The following is a 15,771-nucleotide window of genomic DNA, read 5'->3' on the forward strand; positions in this document are numbered from 1 at the left end:
CACGAGATGATCAGGGTTCTGGAAAACGAGTTTTATTATCTGGACAATTTCCAGCGCGTCCTTGACTGGATCGGTGAGCGGTATCGCGATTTGCTGGACACCGACGAGCTCGCCTTCCTTGCCGCCTTCCCCGGCTTGCCGCAGAATGCGCGCGCCCTGTTCGTGCGCATGGTCATGCGCAAGGGGAATCTGTTCCGCGCCAGTAAGCTGGTCTATGCCGAGATCGGCTGCCCGGTCGAGGCCGCGCATCTCCTGCTCGACACCGGCTGGATCGAAACCGATCCGCTGCTCTCGCTCGACGAGTTGTTCGAGCTGCTGTCCAAGCCCGAGATCGCCGACGCCTTCCAGTCCCGGCTGCAGCAAAAGAACGCGCGCAAGGCCGAGCAGCTGGAAGCCTTGCGCGCCGTATGCGGCGACGACCGGCCTTTTTCAAGCTGGTACCCCGGCTGCAGCGATGTCGCCCTGCGCATCCTGGTCAAGCCCCTGTGCGACCGCCTGCGCCTGATCTTCTTCGGCAACCTGCACCAGGACTGGACCGAATTCGTGCTGTCCGACCTCGGCATGTTCCGCTTCGAACAGGTCGAGATCTCGCAGGCTTCGCGCGGCTTCCGCTCGCGCGCCGACGTCGAGCATTACCTGCGCCTGCACGACTGCAAGGAACGCTTCTACGCCGGCGAAGCGCTGGACGAGGTGCTGCGCGACCTGCCCTCGCACGTCTTCGACAACGACTGGCTGGTCAGCCGGCGCGAAAAACTGCTGTTCCAGATCGGCCAGGGCTATGAAAAACTCAAGGACTGGGACAATGCCCATGCCGTCTACGCGCAATGCCGTTACCTGGGCGCGCGCGGGCGCGCCATCCGGGTGCTGGAAAAGCATGAGCGCTTCATTGATGCCTATGCCCTGTTCCAGCTGGCCCAGGCCGCGCCCGAGAGCGAGGCCGAACGCCAGCACCTGCTGCGCATCGGACCGCGCCTGGCGCGCCGGCTCGGCCACGCCAGGCTGCCGGCGCGCCGCAGCGCCCCGGTCGAGCGCTTGGACCTGAGCCTGCCGATGCCGGGCGGAGAATGGTGGGTCGAAGGCGTGGTGCGCGAGCACCTGGCAAGCGAGGACGCACCGGTGTTCTACGTCGAGAATGCACTCGCCAATTCCCTGTTCGGCCTGCTGTGCTGGCGCGCCGTGTTCGCGCCGCTACCCGGCGCCTTCTTCCACCCCTTCCACCGCGGACCGGCCGACCTGTACAGCCCGGACTTTCACCAGCGCCGCGAAGCCGAATTCGCGGCCTGCCTGGCCGAACTGGAGAGCGGCGCCTACCGCGGCACCATCCGCGCCAACTACCGCGACAAGGCGGGCATCGCCTCGCCCTTCGTGTATTGGGGCGCGCTGAGCGAGGAACTGCTCGAGCTGGCGCTGGCCTGCATCCCGCCGCAGCACCTGCGCAAGTGGTGCGAGCGCATCCTGGCGGACGTCCAGGCCAACCATACCGGTTTCCCCGACCTGATCCAGTTCTGGCCGGCCGAGGGCCGCTACACCATGATCGAGGTGAAGGGCCCGGGCGACCGCCTGCAGGACAACCAGCTGCGCTGGATCGATTACTGCGCGACGCATGGGATGCCGGTGTCGGTGTGCTACCTGCAGTGGGAGCAGGCCGCTTGACGGTCGACGCGGGCTACAGCGTCGCAGTGCGGGCCCTGTGCGAGTTCACCGCCAAACAGGGCGACCTCGACCTGCGCTTCACGCCCTCGCCCACCGCCCAGGAAGGCATCGCCGGCCATGCGGTGGTCACTAGCCGGCGCGGCCCCAACTACCGCACCGAGCTGGCGCTGGAGGGCTGCTGGGGCAATCTCCAGGTACGCGGGCGCGCCGACGGCTACGACCCGGACCAGAACCTGATCGAAGAGATCAAGACCCACCGCGGCAAGTTCTCCTCCATCCCCGACAACCACCGCCACCTGCACTGGGCGCAGGTGCGGGTCTACGGCCACCTGCTGTGCCGGCAACTGGGCCTGGAGCAGGTCAACCTGGCCCTGGTCTACTACGACATCGGCAGCGGCCAGGAAACGGTACTGCGCGAAACCCGGGATGCGGCCGAGCTGTCCGCCCTCTTCGCCGACTTGTGCGAACGCTTCTCGAACTGGGCCGCACAAGAGGCCGCGCAGCGCGCCGCCCGCAATGCGGCCCTGGGCACGCTGCGCTTCCCGCACGCGGACTTCCGCCCGGGCCAGCGTGAGCTGGCGGAGAACATCTACCGCGCCAACACCAGCGGGCGCTGCCTGCTGGCGCAGGCGCCGACCGGCATCGGCAAGACCGTGGGGAGCCTGTTCCCGGTGCTGAAGGCGATGCCCTCGCAAAGCCTCGACAAGGTCTTCTTCCTGGCCGCCAAGACGCCGGGACGGCGGCTGGCGCTGGACGCCGCCGCCAGCCTCGGCGCCGGCACCACGATCCCGCTGCGCGTGCTCGAACTCACCGCGCGCGACAAGGCCTGCGAGCATCCGGACAAGGCTTGCCAGGGCGATGCCTGCCCGCTGGCGAAAGGTTTTTATGACCGCCTGCCTGCCGCGCGCGCGGCCGCGGCACAGGTCGCGCTGCTGGACCGGGACGCCCTGCGCGAGCTCGGGCTGGCCCACGAAGTCTGCCCCTATTACCTGGGCAGCGAGATGGCGCGCTGGGCCGACATGGTGGTGGGCGACTACAACTACTATTTCGACGGCAGCGCCATGCTCTACGCGCTGGCGCTCGAACGCGGCTGGAAGGCCAGCGTGCTGGTGGACGAGGCCCACAACATGGTATCGCGCGCGCGCTCGATGTACAGCGCGGAACTGGAACGCGCGAACCTGCGCGCGGCACGCGCCAATGCGCCGGAGCTGGTCAACAAGGCGCTGGAACGCGTCGGCCGCGCCTGGACCGGCGTCGACAAGGAAGCCCCGGCGCCCTATCAGGTGCTGCCCGAGGTGCCCGGCAAGCTGCTCGACGCGCTGCAGAACGCCACCAGCACCGTCAACGACTTCCTGGCGGAGCACCCTGGCCCGCTCAACCCGGACCTGCAGCGCTTCCATTTCGACGCCCTGGGCTTCATCCGCCTGGCCGAGTCCTTCGGCGATCATTCCTTGTGCGACCTGACCCGCGCGGGCGTGCGCGACTCGACGATCAGCATCCGCAACGTGGTACCCGCGCCCTTCCTGGCGCCGCGCTTCACGCTGGCGCGCTCGGTGACCCTGTTCTCGGCCACGCTCAGCCCCTGGCATTATTTTTGCGACCTGCTCGGCATGCCGCTTGATACCGCCTGGGCCGACGTCGCCTCGCCCTTCAGCGCCAGCCAGCTCGAGGTCCATATCGCCGGCGGCATCTCGACCCGCTTCCAGCACCGCGCTGCCTCGCTGGGCCCGATCGCGGACCTGGTCGCGCGCCAGTACGCCGAACGGCCCGGCAACTATCTCGCCTTCTTCAGCAGCTTCGACTACCTGGAGCAGGTGCTGGAGCAGTTGGCGCAAGGCCATCCGGAGGTCCCGGCCTGGCGCCAGGAGCGGCGCATGAGCGAGCCGGAGCGCGCCGCCTTCCTCGAACGCTTCACGCCGGAGGGGCGCGGTGTCGGCTTCGCGGTACTGGGTGGCTCCTTCGGTGAAGGCATCGACCTGCCGGGGGACCGCCTGATCGGGGCCTTCGTGGCCACGCTCGGCCTGCCCCAGGTGAACCCGGTGAACGAACAGCTGCGCGAACGGATGCAGGCGATGTTCGGCGCGGGCTACGATTACACCTACCTCTATCCGGGCATGCAGAAGGTGGTACAGGCGGCCGGCCGGGTGATCCGCACCGAGACCGACCGCGGCGTGGTCTGGCTGATCGACGACCGCTTCGGGCGCCCCGACGTGCGGGCCTTGCTGCCCGCCTGGTGGGTCGTCGATGGCCGCGTTTAATTCAGCATGTCGCGGACTTTCTGGTAACCGCTGCGGCTGATCGGCAGTTTCGTCCCATCCTTCAGCACCGCGCAGTAGTTGTCCTTGCTGGCCGGTTCGATGCGCGCGATCGCCCCGACGTTCACGATGTAGGAGCGGTGGATGCGGATGAAGACCTGCGGATCCAACTGGGCCTCGAGCTCGGACATGCGCTGGTTTTTCAGGTGGGCCTTGCCGCCGGCCGCCACCTGCACATAGTCGTCCTGCGCCTCGATGTAGTCGATGCTGGCGCTCGGCACCACGTGCACGCGCGCTCCCTCCTTGATCAGCACACGCTCCAGGTAGCCGCGCCGTTGCGCCGCCTCCTGCACCACCGCGTCCAGCCGCGGCGCCTGCGGACGGCGGCTGCGCGCATGGTCCAGCGCCTGCGCCAGCCGTTCGCGGCTGAAGGGCTTGAGCAGGTAATCGATCGCATGCACCTCGAAGGCTTTCAGCGCGAACTGGTCGTAGGCGGTGGCGAAGACATAGTGCGGCCCGGCACCCGCCAGCTCGACCACTTCGAAACCATCCAGCTTGGGCATCTGGATGTCGAGGAAGACCAGTTCCGGATCGAGCTCGCCGATGGCCTTCACTGCCTCGAAGCCGTTCGCGCATTCGCCCACGATCTCGATGTCGGCATGGCCGGCCAGGTACTCGCGCAGCAGCGCGCGCGCCAGGTGTTCGTCGTCAACGATCAGTACTCGCATGACCTACGTCTCCTCCGTGTCCGCGGGCAGCACCAGGTCCACCCGGAATGTATTGTCTTCGCGTGCCCAGTGCACGCTGGCTTCCCTGCCATAGGCCGCCGCCAGCCGCTGGCGCACGTTTACCAGCCCGATGCCATTGCCGGCCGCCGCGCGCCCGGCTTCATCCGGATCGACATCGTTCTCGACACGGATGCGCAGCAGCGAACCCGCACGTTCCGCGTCGACGCGGATGGTGCCGCCTTCGAGCATGCCGCCGATGCCGTGCTTGACCGCGTTCTCCACCAGCGGCTGCAGGATCATCGGCGGCAGCAAACATGCGCCGGCGCCCTCGCCTACGCTGTGTTCGAACATCAGGCGCGGGCCGAAGCGAACCTGTTCGATCGACAGGAAGCGCTCGACCAGCGCCAGCTCATCCTTCAAGCATACCTTTCGGTGCGCTTCCAATCCGAGCGTCTGGCGAAAGAAGCCGGCCAGTTGCAGGGTCATGTCACGCGCCCGGCCGGGGTCGATCGCGGTAAGCGCGCTGATCGAATTCAGGCTGTTGAACAGGAAGTGCGGATCGATCTGGGTACGCAGCATGCGCAATTCCGCGTCCTGGGCCAGCAGGCGCGACTCCAGTTCGCGCGTCTCGGCGCGGCGCGCCCGCTCGAACTCCAGCGCCAGGTAGTGTGCCACTGCGGTCATCCAGTACAGCAGCATGCCGATGCCGAACATGAGCGCCGCGAAGGGCCGGTTGACCGCCACCGCTGCTTCCGGCACCAGCAGGCGGCACAGGGCGGCCCAGGCGCTGCCGGCCGCGCACCACAGTAGCGCCGCACTCAGCCCGCTGAAGAAGAACACCGTCAGTACGGCGCCCAGCCTGCGCTGGGCCAGGGGATAGGCGCGGCACAGGTAGTAGGCGGAAAAGCCGCAGGCGAAGGCGTAGCACAGCGTCAGCGGCAGCGCGAACAGCAGCCCGGCGGCAGGACCGGCGTCGGTGGCGGTGACGATCAGCCCCGCCAGCAGCACGCCCAGCATCAGCCAGGCCAGCAGGTAGAGCGCGACGCTGCGCCGCGCCCAGAAGGCCCCCGTCATCAGTTACGGATTTCCACGCCGCCCATGATGGCGTAGCCGCGCACGATCAGGCGCTTGCTGTTATCGGGCGGCGCGATGGTCTTTTCCTCGAAGCCGCCCATGATCGGCGTGCCGTTCAGGACCACCGTCCAGTCGGTCGGGACCTTCAGGGTGACCCCGCCCCAGAAGGCGAACACGGTGACCACGGCCTCGCCCTGGATCGAGGAATTGCGCAGGTCGAGGGCGCAGCCGCCCATCACCGCCGTGATCTCGCCGCCGCGGAAGTTGGGGGTGAAGACGCGCCGGTCGAAGCCGCCGAGGATGGCGGTGACGTCCACCACGCCCTCGCCACCGAGGTCGTTCTCGCCCTTGACGCCGTCGATCGAGATCAGGCGCCGCCCGGTTCGTGCCTTGTACAGCGTGTAGACGCCGAAGCCGATGAAGAACAGCGGCCACAGGGTGCGCCAGTTGAAATCGATGATGTCCATCCGGTCCAGGCTCAACAGCACGCCGACGCCGATGAAGACCGCGCCGAGGATCTGGCCGCCGCGGGTCTGCGTGTCGCACAGCTTGACGATGCCGAGGATGATGAACACCATCGGCCAGAACGAGATGAAGCTGCGGACCTCGATGACGTCGAGGTTATCGAGCAGGAACAGCAGTCCCATGAGGATCACGAGCAGGCCGAGCACGACCTGGCTGGTGAGGCCCTTCGTCTGGAGTTTATCCTTCATGCTTGTTCTCCATGTGCTTGAGGGCAGGCTGTTGCGCAAAGCGGCGCGCGACCAGGGGCTGGAACACGAGCTTGACGCCCCAGGCCAGGATGAACAGCGGCCAGCTGTTACCGAAAGTGAGGCCGAAGATGTGTTCGAAGCAGGCGAACAGCCACAGGCCGATGAAGACGGTCCACAGGCCGTTGCCGAATTCGCGTGGACTCGGATAGCCGATGGTCTGGTTGATGCCGACCACGACCAGCAGCAGCGGCCAATAGTGCCAGTAGGCGCCCAGGTCGAGATAATCCAGGCGATCGAGCAGGACGACCGTGCCGACGGCGATCAGGAGCAAGCCCCAGACCACCTGTTTGCGCCAGCGGTAAGCTTCTTCGGTATGCATGTTGCGTGACTCCATCTGTGATTGGAATGCACACACGATACCGAAGGCCCGGCAACCGGGAAAGCGCCTTTCGGTGAATGGCGGCGCGCGGGCGGTGAATGGCGAAATTTTCGGCGGACGCCGGCGAAGGACGAAAAAAAGCCCGCCTCGAGGGCGGGCCAGATGGGCAGCGTAATACGGAAGAACTGGGCTCAGGCCGATGCCGACAGGTCCATCTGTGGACGACCCTTGACCTGGTTGCGGTACTTGGCGCGTGCTTCGGCCATCTTCACGGCTTCACGCGCGATGTTGGTGCGGCGGATCTCGAGTCGCTCTTTCTTGCCGCGGTGTTGTGCCTCGTGTTTGTTGCCGATACTCTTGGTCATGAACGTCTCCTGGGTGGACACCGTCTGCACGGTGGTGGCCCGCGCCGTCCTGGCGCGGGAAGAATTAGGAGCGGTTGGTGCCCATCTTCAGATCGGACGGCATCAGCATGCCCCAGCCGAGCTGGCGGCGGATTTCCTCTGGCGTCGGCGGCGGCGCGCTTTCCCGCGCGCGGCGCTCGAGGTATTCGCGTACCAGGTGCTTGGGTGGCTGCTTGATCTCGGACATGGCGACCTCCACTTCCGTTGGGAGCCGCCGCATGCGCGCCGGCCCGAATTGGTGCCGGTCCTCGAGGCGACCGGCTAACCTGTTGAGCTGTTGGCTACCGCGCGTTTGCCGCACAGGTCCCTCACTCAGACGGTTCCCATCTTAGCGATGGGCTCTCGAAACCACCGTTAGGTGCCGCACATTTTTCGATAGGCCGTCTCCTACAAGGCGCCGGGACCTGACGGAAGCGGCACCCCGGCGGCATACAAAAAAGGGGAGCCGAAGCTCCCCTTGCACACGGGTCGAACGAGGCTTAGAACTTGTAGCGCAGGTTCAGGTAGTACTGGCGGCCGCTGACGTCCAGCTTCTGCTGCTCTTCCTCGCTGTAGCGATATTGAGCGCGCTTGGCATTGGTCAGGTTGGTCGCGCTGAACGCGAGTTCCAGGTTCTTGCTGAAGTAGTAGTTCAGCGAGAACGCCAGCGTGGTCACCGCATCGGCGTAGGTCGGTGCGGTCGGCATCAGGACGCCGTTGATGGTCGACAGGCCCTGGCTGTTCGCGGTCGGCGCCGGCGCGGTGCTGCTGTTGACGTAGTCGCCGCGGTAATTGGCGACGAGGCGGGTCGACAGCTTGTCGTCTTCGTAGTACAGGCCGAAATTGCCGGTCCATTCGGATGCGCCGACCATCGGACGGCCGTCGTCGACCTTGGTCGAAGCGCGGCTGACGTTGGAGGTGAAGCCGAAGTTGGTCTTGCCGAACGGCTGTTCGTACTGGACATCGATGCCCTTGATGCGTGCGCCCTGCTGCGAGGCCGTGTTGATCGCGAAGGTCTTCACGGTCTGGTCACGCGGGTCGAGCAGGTCCACGGTCGAGGTGCCGGTGGCGCCGGTCTTGACGTAGCCGTCGATCTTCGAGTGATACAGGCTCACTGCCACGATCGAGCGCGGCGCGAAGTACCAGGACCAGTTCAGGTCCAGGTTGTCCGCGGTGAGCGGGCGCATGTCGGGGTTCGGGCCGGTCACGCGGCAACCATTGGCGTCGCAGACCGGCGTACCGAAGCCGGCACCCAGCAGGTTGTAGTTCTGGCGGCCGATCGTACGTCCGGCACCGAAACGCACCAGCATCTCCTTGGACACCTCGTAGCGCACGTTCAAGCTCGGCAGCCAGTTGTCGAAGGTGCGGTTGGTCGGCGTCTTGTAGTACAGGATGCCCGACTTCGGATTGAACGGCTGTCCGTCGAAATACGCGGTGGCGTCGCCCGTGGTCGTGATCGCGCCCGGATAGGCGGCGCAGGTGGTCGCCGGCTTGCCCGGCTCGGTACGATCGCAGGCGCCAGCCGGAATCGGGGTCGGGATCAGGGCGTCGATCTCGGTGCGGGTGAAGCGCAGGCCGACGTTACCCGACCACGGACCGTTCTCCAGGTTGGCCATCAGGTAGGCCGCAGTCTGGCGTTCCTTGATATTGAGCTCCGAGTTCACACGGCGCTCCCATTCGGCGCTGGTCACCTTGGTGTTGGCAGCGATGTAGTCCTTGGTAGCCTGGCGGGTGTAGGTAAAGCCGGTGTTGTCCCAGAATCCGCCGCCCAGGTCGGCGCCGAAGTCACCCGGATACGGCTGCCAGCCGCTGGTCGGGGTCGGGGTGTTGGACACGACCTTGCCGGTGGCGGGATCGACCGAGATGCCGCTGCGGAAGGCCGGGCCGCGACGGGCGCTGGTACGCTCGTGATCGGCGAAGCGGACGCCACTTTCCAGCGACTGGATCCAGCCCTTGTTCAGCTTGTACTCGCCGTCGAACTGCGCGCTCCACTCCTTGTCGACGGTGCGCACGCCCGATGCGGCGCGGTCGACGATGGTGTAGCCGCTGCCGTCCGCGTTCAGGCCAGGCTGGTTGCTGCCGGCGTTGTGGTATTTGACGTAGGGCGCATCGTGCAGCCCGCCCAGGGCGTACGAGATGCCGGTGCCGTAGCGGGCCAGGGTCAGGCCCTGGTCGAGCTGGGTGGCGCCGATGCCGCGGGTGGTCGACAGCAGTGACTTGATCGTGAAGTCCTCGTTGACGCGGTACTTCGCATCCAGGTCCAGGAAGGAACCTTCAGCAGTTGCGCCTTCGCGGAAGAAGCCTTCCGAGTTACCGACGTATTGCGGCGTGGTCCCGTCGGCGAACACGATGTCGGCGGCTTTCAGCACCTTCAGCTGGTGGCCGTAGACCGTGGTCTCGTTGACGATGACCGGATTGCGGATCTGCGCGTACACGCGCTGGCCGTTCGAATTGGTGTTGGCCGCAGTGGCGACGGTCGAGCCCAATGGCTGGTTTTTACCGAGCAACATCGAGTAGATCGCGCTCGACGTCAGGCGGCCGTGGTTGTCGGCTTCCATCTTGGAGTGGAAACCGGTCATGGTGATGTCGAGGTCCTGGTTCGGCTTGAACTGCATCGACAGCATGCCGCCCTTGCGGTCACGCACGGACTCCACGAATTCCGAGCTCATCGAACCAGGCAGGCGCACGCCGTTCAGGTCCGCGGCCTTGTAGCCGGTGCCGGCCAGCGAAGCGTCGGTGATGCCCAGCATGGTCGCGGTGTTGATCTCGCCCCAGCCGCTGCTGGTGCCGTAGGCAAAGCGCGACACCGAGTCGCGGCGCACGTAGCGCTTTTCCGAGAACAGTGCGGCCAGCACGCCGAAGGTGCCGGCATCGTTCTTCCAGGTGACCGAGCCGTTCATGTCCGGCGCATAACGGCCCGGCAGGTCGGCATAGCTGGCGCCGACGCTGATCAGGCCGGAGACCTTCTCTTTTTGCGACAGCGGCTTGCGCGTGCTGACGTTGATGGTGCCGGCCAGACCGCCGTCGATGATGTTCGCCTGCGAGGTCTTGTAAACGACGGCTTGCTGCAGGACGTGGGAAGGCATCAGCGACAGGCTGGTCGAACGCGAGCTCGACGCCTGGTCGGACACGTACCAGTCCGCACTCGAGACCGAGTGGCCATTGAAGATGATGAGCGACATGTCCGGATTGGTGCCGCGCATGGAGACCTTTTCGGCCTCGTCGTAGTCGGTACGTACGGCGACGCCGGAAAGGCGCTGCAGCGAGTCGGCCAGGTTCTTGTCCGGCATCTTGCCGACGTCTTCGGCGGTGATCACCTCGACGTTGGCCGCGGCGTCGCGCTTGACGGCCAGCGATTTGGCGAGCGAGGCGCGGATGCCGGTGACCTCGACGGTCTGGATCGGGCCGGCAGGGGCATCCTGCGCCATTGCCGGCACGGCGGCCAGTCCCAGTACCGCCATCGATACGGCCGCTGCGAGCGGCTTCTGCTTGAACATAGAGTCTCTCCTGAGTTTTATAGCTATTGGTCTGCAATGGCAGGCGCCATCGCTGCCATTCTCGGGAGTATTGATGAAGTGCACGTTGCTGAATAATCACTTGTTTTCGCGGCTATATAACTTTGAGGAATGTACATATGCGAGCATTGCAAAAGTTATACCGAATAAACATAATTTCATTACCCATGCGCGCGCACGCAGGAGTAGCGTGACCGCACCTTCAACTGACACCGGTATCCACCATGTCCACTGCCGTACGCCTCAGCTGCCTGCTGCTCGCCGGCGCCGCCCTCGGCGGCTGCGCCAGCACGCCTGCCCCGACAAGCGCCACCCCGGCCGCGGAAATCCCGCTCGCGGCCGTGCTGCAGAAACCGATCTACCAGATGACGCCGCAGGAGGCGGGCCGCTACATCGCCCACGTTCACACGGCCGAGCCCGACCTGCGCAAGCGCATCGCGGCAATCGGCCGCAAGAACCTCGGCCAGCCCTACTCGCTGCACTTGCTGGGCGAATTTCCGTATGAAATACACGACAATTTGCCGCTGTTCAGCCTGAAGGAAAGCGACTGCGTCGTGTTTGCGGAACACACCTACGCGATGGCACTTTCCCAGTCATGGGAAGAATTCTTCTGGATGCTGCAGCGCATCCGCTACCGCGACGGCGTGATCGGCGTGGCCAGCCGTAATCACTACACCGAGATGGACTGGAATGTGGCCAACCGCTGGCTGGTGACGGACGTCAGCGCCGAACTGGCCGGCCCGGATGGGCCCTCGTACGCGATGACCGTGGACCGCGCGCGCTTCCTGCGCACCCGCCACAACACCGTGCGCGAGATTCCGGTCGAGACCAGCCGCCAGGCCTACGTGCCGAAGGAAGGGGTGGCGGCGATCGCCGGACGCCTGCAGGAAGGCGACTTCGTGAACGTGATCTCGACCCGCAATGGCGAATACTGGGCCTCGCACGTCGGCCTGGTGGTGCTGGGCCCCGACGGCGAGCGCCGCTTCCTGCACTCGCAGGCGCCGCAGGTGCGCGAGGAGAGCTTCGACTCCTTCATCGCGCGCGCGGCCGAACGCGAAGCGCGCAATGCCCGCGAGGGCAAGCCCGGCCAGGTGCTGGCCGGCTTCAAGTTCCTGCGCCTGAACGAACAGATCACGGTGCCGCCGATGGCGCCGCAGCCGCGTCCGGGCCGCCCCGGCGCCTGACCCCTGCTATCGAAAACGTGGACAAAAGTGTGTACCGTTCTCTTCCTGCCCCGAGCCGTCCTGCTGACCGGGCTCGTACCTGACAGGCGTGACTTTCCCGCCTCCCGCCGGCACCAGGCCGGCGGCAGTGCCGGGCGTTACCGCCTGGCTCGCCACGGGTAGCGCCGTTGCCGCCGCGAAGGCGCCGGTGGCGAGCCGTTGCAGATTGATCGCGGCGTTCACGTCGCGGTCGTGGTCGGCGCCGCACTCGCCGCAGGTCCAACTGCGCTGGCCGAGGGCGAGACCGCCGTTTCTCGTGCCACACCTGGAACACAGCTTGCTCGACGGATACCAGCGGTCCGCCAGCACCAGCTCCGTGCGGTAGCGCAGCGCCTTGTACTGCAGCTGGCGCCGGATTTCGTAGAAACCGACGTCGGCAATCGCGCGCGACAGGCGCACGTTGGCCAGCATGCCCTTCACGTTCAGGTCCTCGATCACGACCGCTTGGTTTTCGCGGCAGAGTCGGGTGGTGAGCTTGTGGAGGAAATCGTGGCGCACCCGCGCGATGCGGGCGTGCAGGCGCGCCAGTGCCTTGCTTGCCCCGGTCCGGTTGTTCGATACCGGCAAGCGCGTGCCCTTCGGGATCCGGCCTGTGATCCCGGCGGCAAGTTTGGCACTCTCCAGCTTGCGCGACAGGCGGCGATTGCGGATGCGCACCCGGCGCAGCGCTGCCTTCAAGGGGCGCGGCGCGGCGATCTTCTCGCCGCTCGACAGGGTCGCGGCGCTGCTCACGCCCAGGTCGACGCCGGTGACCCCATCCCCGGTCCGGGACCGTCGCGCCTCCTGCTCCGGAACGTCGACCTGGACAGTAAGAAACCAGTACCCCGCCTCGCGCGCGACGCTTGCGCCCAGTATCCTGCCCGGCCAGCGCAGCGCCTCGCGCAGCGCCACCCGGCCGAGCTTGGGAAGCACGGCGCTCATCCCATCCAGGCGGAATTTGTCGTTCGCGAGGTAGAAGCTGTCGACACACCGGCCTTTCTTCTTGAAGCGCGGCGGGTGGGCATGCTGGCCCGCGCGGCGCTGATCGAAGTAGCGCCTCCATGCCCTGGCCAGGTTGGCGAAAGGCTGCGCGTGGGCATCGCGGTGAATGGTGCGCAGCCAGGGCTGGCCGTCGGCATCGAGCCAGGCCGGATCGCTGTACTTGATGCGGTTGAACTGCTTCTTGAGCGCCATCGCGTTCGGCGACAAGCCCAGCGCGGTCTGGCGCTGCCATTCGGCCAAGGCCCAATTCCAGACGCGGCGGGCGGTGCCGGCCGCACGCGCGAAATAGTCGCGTTGGGCTGTGCTCGCGTCAATCCTGATCCGGTGTGCCAGCAACATGGTCGCTTTCCATTGCCACGCGCAGCTGGTGCTCGGTGTAGCGGCGCCGGTTGCTGGCGGTGCGTGCTACCGGGACGAGCCGCTCCTCCCGGTCCCAGCGCTGCAGCGTCACCGTGGCCCCCACCAGCCTCGCGGCCTGTCCGATCCCGATTGTGATTTCCATCATCACATTTGGACACTTCAGCTTACATTTGGTTCGACTCGAGTCGAGCTCCCCGCTCTTTTATCCCCCCGGGCACGGCCGCGTCCTGCTCATCAGTTCCGCTCATCAATTAAATAATCAATGGAAATTAAATAGGCGATTTATTTCCTATTTTCATTTCCTATTATTATTTTTAGGCGGTTTCTAATTAATTCACTTGCCGCCGTTGAGTCAGGTCAAACTCCGTAAGTAGTGGTCGCCAGATAATAAATTTACAAAACTTCCTTCCCGTCTTCTGGATATATGTTCCAGATAATTTCTGGATAAGGACAAGGATTATCTCGCCTTATGTATCGTTGCGCTCGAACCCGCGTTCTCGCTTTTTCAATGCATTATTAACCCGCAGCGGATTGCCATGTCCAATTTCAGCTCCGATCTTTTCAGCCAGCTTTGCGTACGGATGGTGTCGATGAGCCGGACCAGCAAAATCGCCCTGATGGTGGGCGTCGACCTGCTGGCATTACCGGCATGCTTCCTGATCGCGATGATATTGCGGGGCGGCGATTTACAGCTTGCGAAGAATTTCGGGCCGGCTTCTTATGCGCTGGTAGCCATCGTCACGATCGCCGCATTTTCCATTTCCGATTTATACCGGGCCGTTATCCGCTTTATCGACCAGCGCTTATTGAGTTTTACCGGCGCCGCGCTTGCATTCGCCATTCTCTGCGTCTATGTCATATTAATCATCATGAACGAGCCGCGTTTTCCACGCAGCGCGCTCGCCATTTACTGGTTCGTGGTTTTCTCGTATGTCGTCATTTCCCGCATCGGATTGCGCAACCTGTTGCGCGCCTACGGCGGGCGGCGCGCCGGCAGTTCCGACGCGGTCGCCGTCTACGGCGCCGGCGATGCCGGGGCGCGCCTGGTGCAGGCGATGCGGCACAGCGACGAATACCGCCCGGTCTGCTTCTTCGACGACAAGCGCGCCCTGAACGAGCGCACCATCGCCGGCCTGCGCGTGTTCAATACCACGCGCCTGGCCGAACTGGTCGCGGCCCAGGGCATCCGCACCATCGTGATCGCCCTGCCCTCGGTGTCGCCGGAGCGCCTGCGCGACATCATGCAACGCCTGGGCCAGGCCGGCGTGCCGGTCAAGATCCTGAGCCGCCTGGTCGACCTGGCCGATGACCGTCCACCGGCGCGCGATTCAATCCGCGAGCTCAAGTTCGAAGACCTGCTCGGGCGCCCGCCGGTGCCGCCGCGGCTCGACCTGTTCGCCCGCTGCGTGCGCGGCAAGAGCGTGCTCGTCACCGGCGCCGGAGGCTCGATCGGCAGCGAGCTGTGCCGCCAGATCGTCACCCTCACCCCGGCAGAGCTGCACCTGATCGACCACTCCGAGTACGCGCTCTATACGGTGCGCCAGGAACTGACCGCGCGCTTCCCCGGCCTGGCCATCCATGCCCACCTGGGCTCGGTCTGCAACAATGACCTGATCGACCGCGTCCTGCGCGACGGCAAGGTCAACACGATCTACCACGCGGCCGCCTATAAACACGTGCCCCTGGTCGAGGCCAACATCGTGGAGGGCCTGCGCAACAACGTGCTGGGCGCACAGGTGGTGGCCAGCGCCGCCGCCCGCCACCAGGTCGAGACCTGCGTGCTGATCTCGAGCGACAAGGCGGTACGCCCGACCAACATCATGGGCGCCAGCAAACGCATCGCCGAGCTGATCTTCCAGGCGGCCGCGGTGCGCCACGGCGCCCACACGACCTTCTGCATGGTCCGCTTCGGCAACGTGCTCGGCTCGTCGGGCTCGGTGATTCCGCTGTTCCAGCGCCAGATCGCGCGCGGCGGGCCGATGACCATCACCCATCCGGAAGTGTCGCGCTACTTCATGCTGATCGCCGAAGCGTCCCAGCTCGTGATCCAGGCCGGCGCCATGGCCAAGGGCGGCGACGTGTTCGTGCTCGACATGGGCGAACCGGTCAAGATCGTCGACCTCGCACGCACCATGATCGCCATGTCCGGCCTGACCGAGCGCACGCCGCAGAACCCGCGCGGCGACATCGAGATCCAGTTCGTCGGCCTGTTCCCCGGCGAGAAGCTGCACGAGGAATTGCTGACCGACGGCACCGTTTTCCCGAGCGAGCACCCGCGCATCATGCGCATGAAGGAAAGCGCGCTGCGTCCCAGCGTACTGGAGACCTGCATCACCTGCCTGATGATGGCCTGCGAGACCCACGAGCGCGGCACCATCGAATCGATGGTCAAGGCCATCGTCGCCGAGTACGTGCCGACCTCGCCGCTGGCGCCGCCGCCCCTGGTGGCCGACACCCAGGGCCCGAGCCTGATCAAGAAATTCGTGCCGTTCCGGATCTAGATCCGC

At 65.5% G+C, this 15,771-nt stretch carries 13 protein-coding genes; 4 read left to right on the plus strand and 9 right to left on the minus strand.

Annotation, left to right across the window (positions count from 1 at the left end; genetic code table 11):
* Positions 1 to 6 precede the first annotated feature (6 nt).
* Positions 7 to 1,653, plus strand: coding sequence for a VRR-NUC domain-containing protein (locus tag ACSQ25_RS15155; RefSeq protein ID WP_436106503.1), 1,647 nt, complete (start codon positions 7 to 9; stop codon positions 1,651 to 1,653).
* Positions 1,650 to 3,911 (plus strand): ATP-dependent DNA helicase, encoded by a 2,262-nt coding sequence (locus ACSQ25_RS15160; RefSeq protein WP_436106504.1) that lies wholly within the window; start codon positions 1,650 to 1,652, stop codon positions 3,909 to 3,911. Before ACSQ25_RS15155 ends, ACSQ25_RS15160 begins: the two co-directional genes overlap by 4 nt.
* Here ACSQ25_RS15160 and ACSQ25_RS15165 read toward each other — a convergent pair.
* From ACSQ25_RS15165 to ACSQ25_RS15195, 7 genes are all read right to left on the minus strand, one after another.
* Positions 3,908 to 4,636: a LytR/AlgR family response regulator transcription factor gene (locus ACSQ25_RS15165; RefSeq protein ID WP_436106505.1), complete on the minus strand. Its 729-nt coding sequence runs from the start codon at positions 4,634 to 4,636 to the stop codon at positions 3,908 to 3,910. The two genes, ACSQ25_RS15160 and ACSQ25_RS15165, sit on opposite strands and share 4 nt — an antisense overlap.
* Positions 4,637 to 4,639: 3 nt before the next feature.
* Positions 4,640 to 5,710, minus strand: coding sequence for a sensor histidine kinase (locus ACSQ25_RS15170; protein ID WP_436106506.1), 1,071 nt, complete (start codon positions 5,708 to 5,710; stop codon positions 4,640 to 4,642).
* A complete protein-coding gene (locus ACSQ25_RS15175) occupies positions 5,710 to 6,423 on the minus strand; it encodes a LiaI-LiaF-like domain-containing protein (protein WP_436106507.1) in 714 nt (237 codons plus the stop codon). Before ACSQ25_RS15175 ends, ACSQ25_RS15170 begins: the two co-directional genes overlap by 1 nt.
* Entirely contained in the window at positions 6,413 to 6,802 is a 390-nt protein-coding gene (locus tag ACSQ25_RS15180) for a LiaF transmembrane domain-containing protein (RefSeq protein WP_436106508.1), read from the minus strand. The genes ACSQ25_RS15175 and ACSQ25_RS15180 overlap by 11 nt, the downstream gene beginning before the upstream one ends.
* Before the next feature lie 191 nt (positions 6,803 to 6,993).
* On the minus strand, positions 6,994 to 7,167 hold the full coding sequence (locus tag ACSQ25_RS15185) for a hypothetical protein (RefSeq protein WP_227800944.1): 174 nt from the start codon (positions 7,165 to 7,167) through the stop codon (positions 6,994 to 6,996).
* Between the two features lie 64 nt (positions 7,168 to 7,231).
* Complete coding sequence (locus ACSQ25_RS15190) at positions 7,232 to 7,393, minus strand: hypothetical protein (RefSeq protein ID WP_200883101.1); 162 nt, start codon at positions 7,391 to 7,393, stop codon at positions 7,232 to 7,234.
* A 292-nt stretch (positions 7,394 to 7,685) separates the two neighbouring features.
* Positions 7,686 to 10,682 carry a TonB-dependent receptor gene (locus ACSQ25_RS15195; protein ID WP_436106509.1) on the minus strand — a complete coding sequence of 999 codons (2,997 nt, stop codon included), beginning with the start codon at positions 10,680 to 10,682 and terminating at the stop codon, positions 7,686 to 7,688.
* A gap of 242 nt (positions 10,683 to 10,924) precedes the next feature.
* On the opposite strand from ACSQ25_RS15195, the gene ACSQ25_RS15200 reads away from it, so the two are divergent.
* The gene (locus ACSQ25_RS15200; protein ID WP_436106510.1) at positions 10,925 to 11,884 is read left to right on the plus strand and encodes an N-acetylmuramoyl-L-alanine amidase-like domain-containing protein; all 960 of its coding nucleotides are present in this window, start codon (positions 10,925 to 10,927) and stop codon (positions 11,882 to 11,884) included.
* Positions 11,885 to 11,890: 6 nt separating this feature from the next.
* Here the strand turns inward: ACSQ25_RS15200 and ACSQ25_RS15205 are convergent, their stop codons facing one another.
* Both ACSQ25_RS15205 and ACSQ25_RS15210 read right to left on the minus strand, forming a co-directional pair.
* Positions 11,891 to 13,243, minus strand: coding sequence for an RNA-guided endonuclease InsQ/TnpB family protein (locus tag ACSQ25_RS15205; protein ID WP_436106511.1), 1,353 nt, complete (start codon positions 13,241 to 13,243; stop codon positions 11,891 to 11,893).
* The gene (locus ACSQ25_RS15210; RefSeq protein WP_436106512.1) at positions 13,215 to 13,409 is read right to left on the minus strand and encodes a MerR family DNA-binding transcriptional regulator; all 195 of its coding nucleotides are present in this window, start codon (positions 13,407 to 13,409) and stop codon (positions 13,215 to 13,217) included. Before ACSQ25_RS15210 ends, ACSQ25_RS15205 begins: the two co-directional genes overlap by 29 nt.
* A 445-nt stretch (positions 13,410 to 13,854) precedes the next feature.
* Here ACSQ25_RS15210 and ACSQ25_RS15215 point away from each other — a divergent pair, with 445 nt between their 5' ends.
* Entirely contained in the window at positions 13,855 to 15,765 is a 1,911-nt protein-coding gene (locus ACSQ25_RS15215) for a polysaccharide biosynthesis protein (RefSeq protein WP_436106513.1), read from the plus strand.
* Positions 15,766 to 15,771: the final 6 nt, after the last annotated feature.

Origin of the sequence: Massilia sp. LjRoot122, assembly GCF_964252725.1 — a bacterium.
Taxonomy (GTDB): domain Bacteria; phylum Pseudomonadota; class Gammaproteobacteria; order Burkholderiales; family Burkholderiaceae_D; genus Telluria.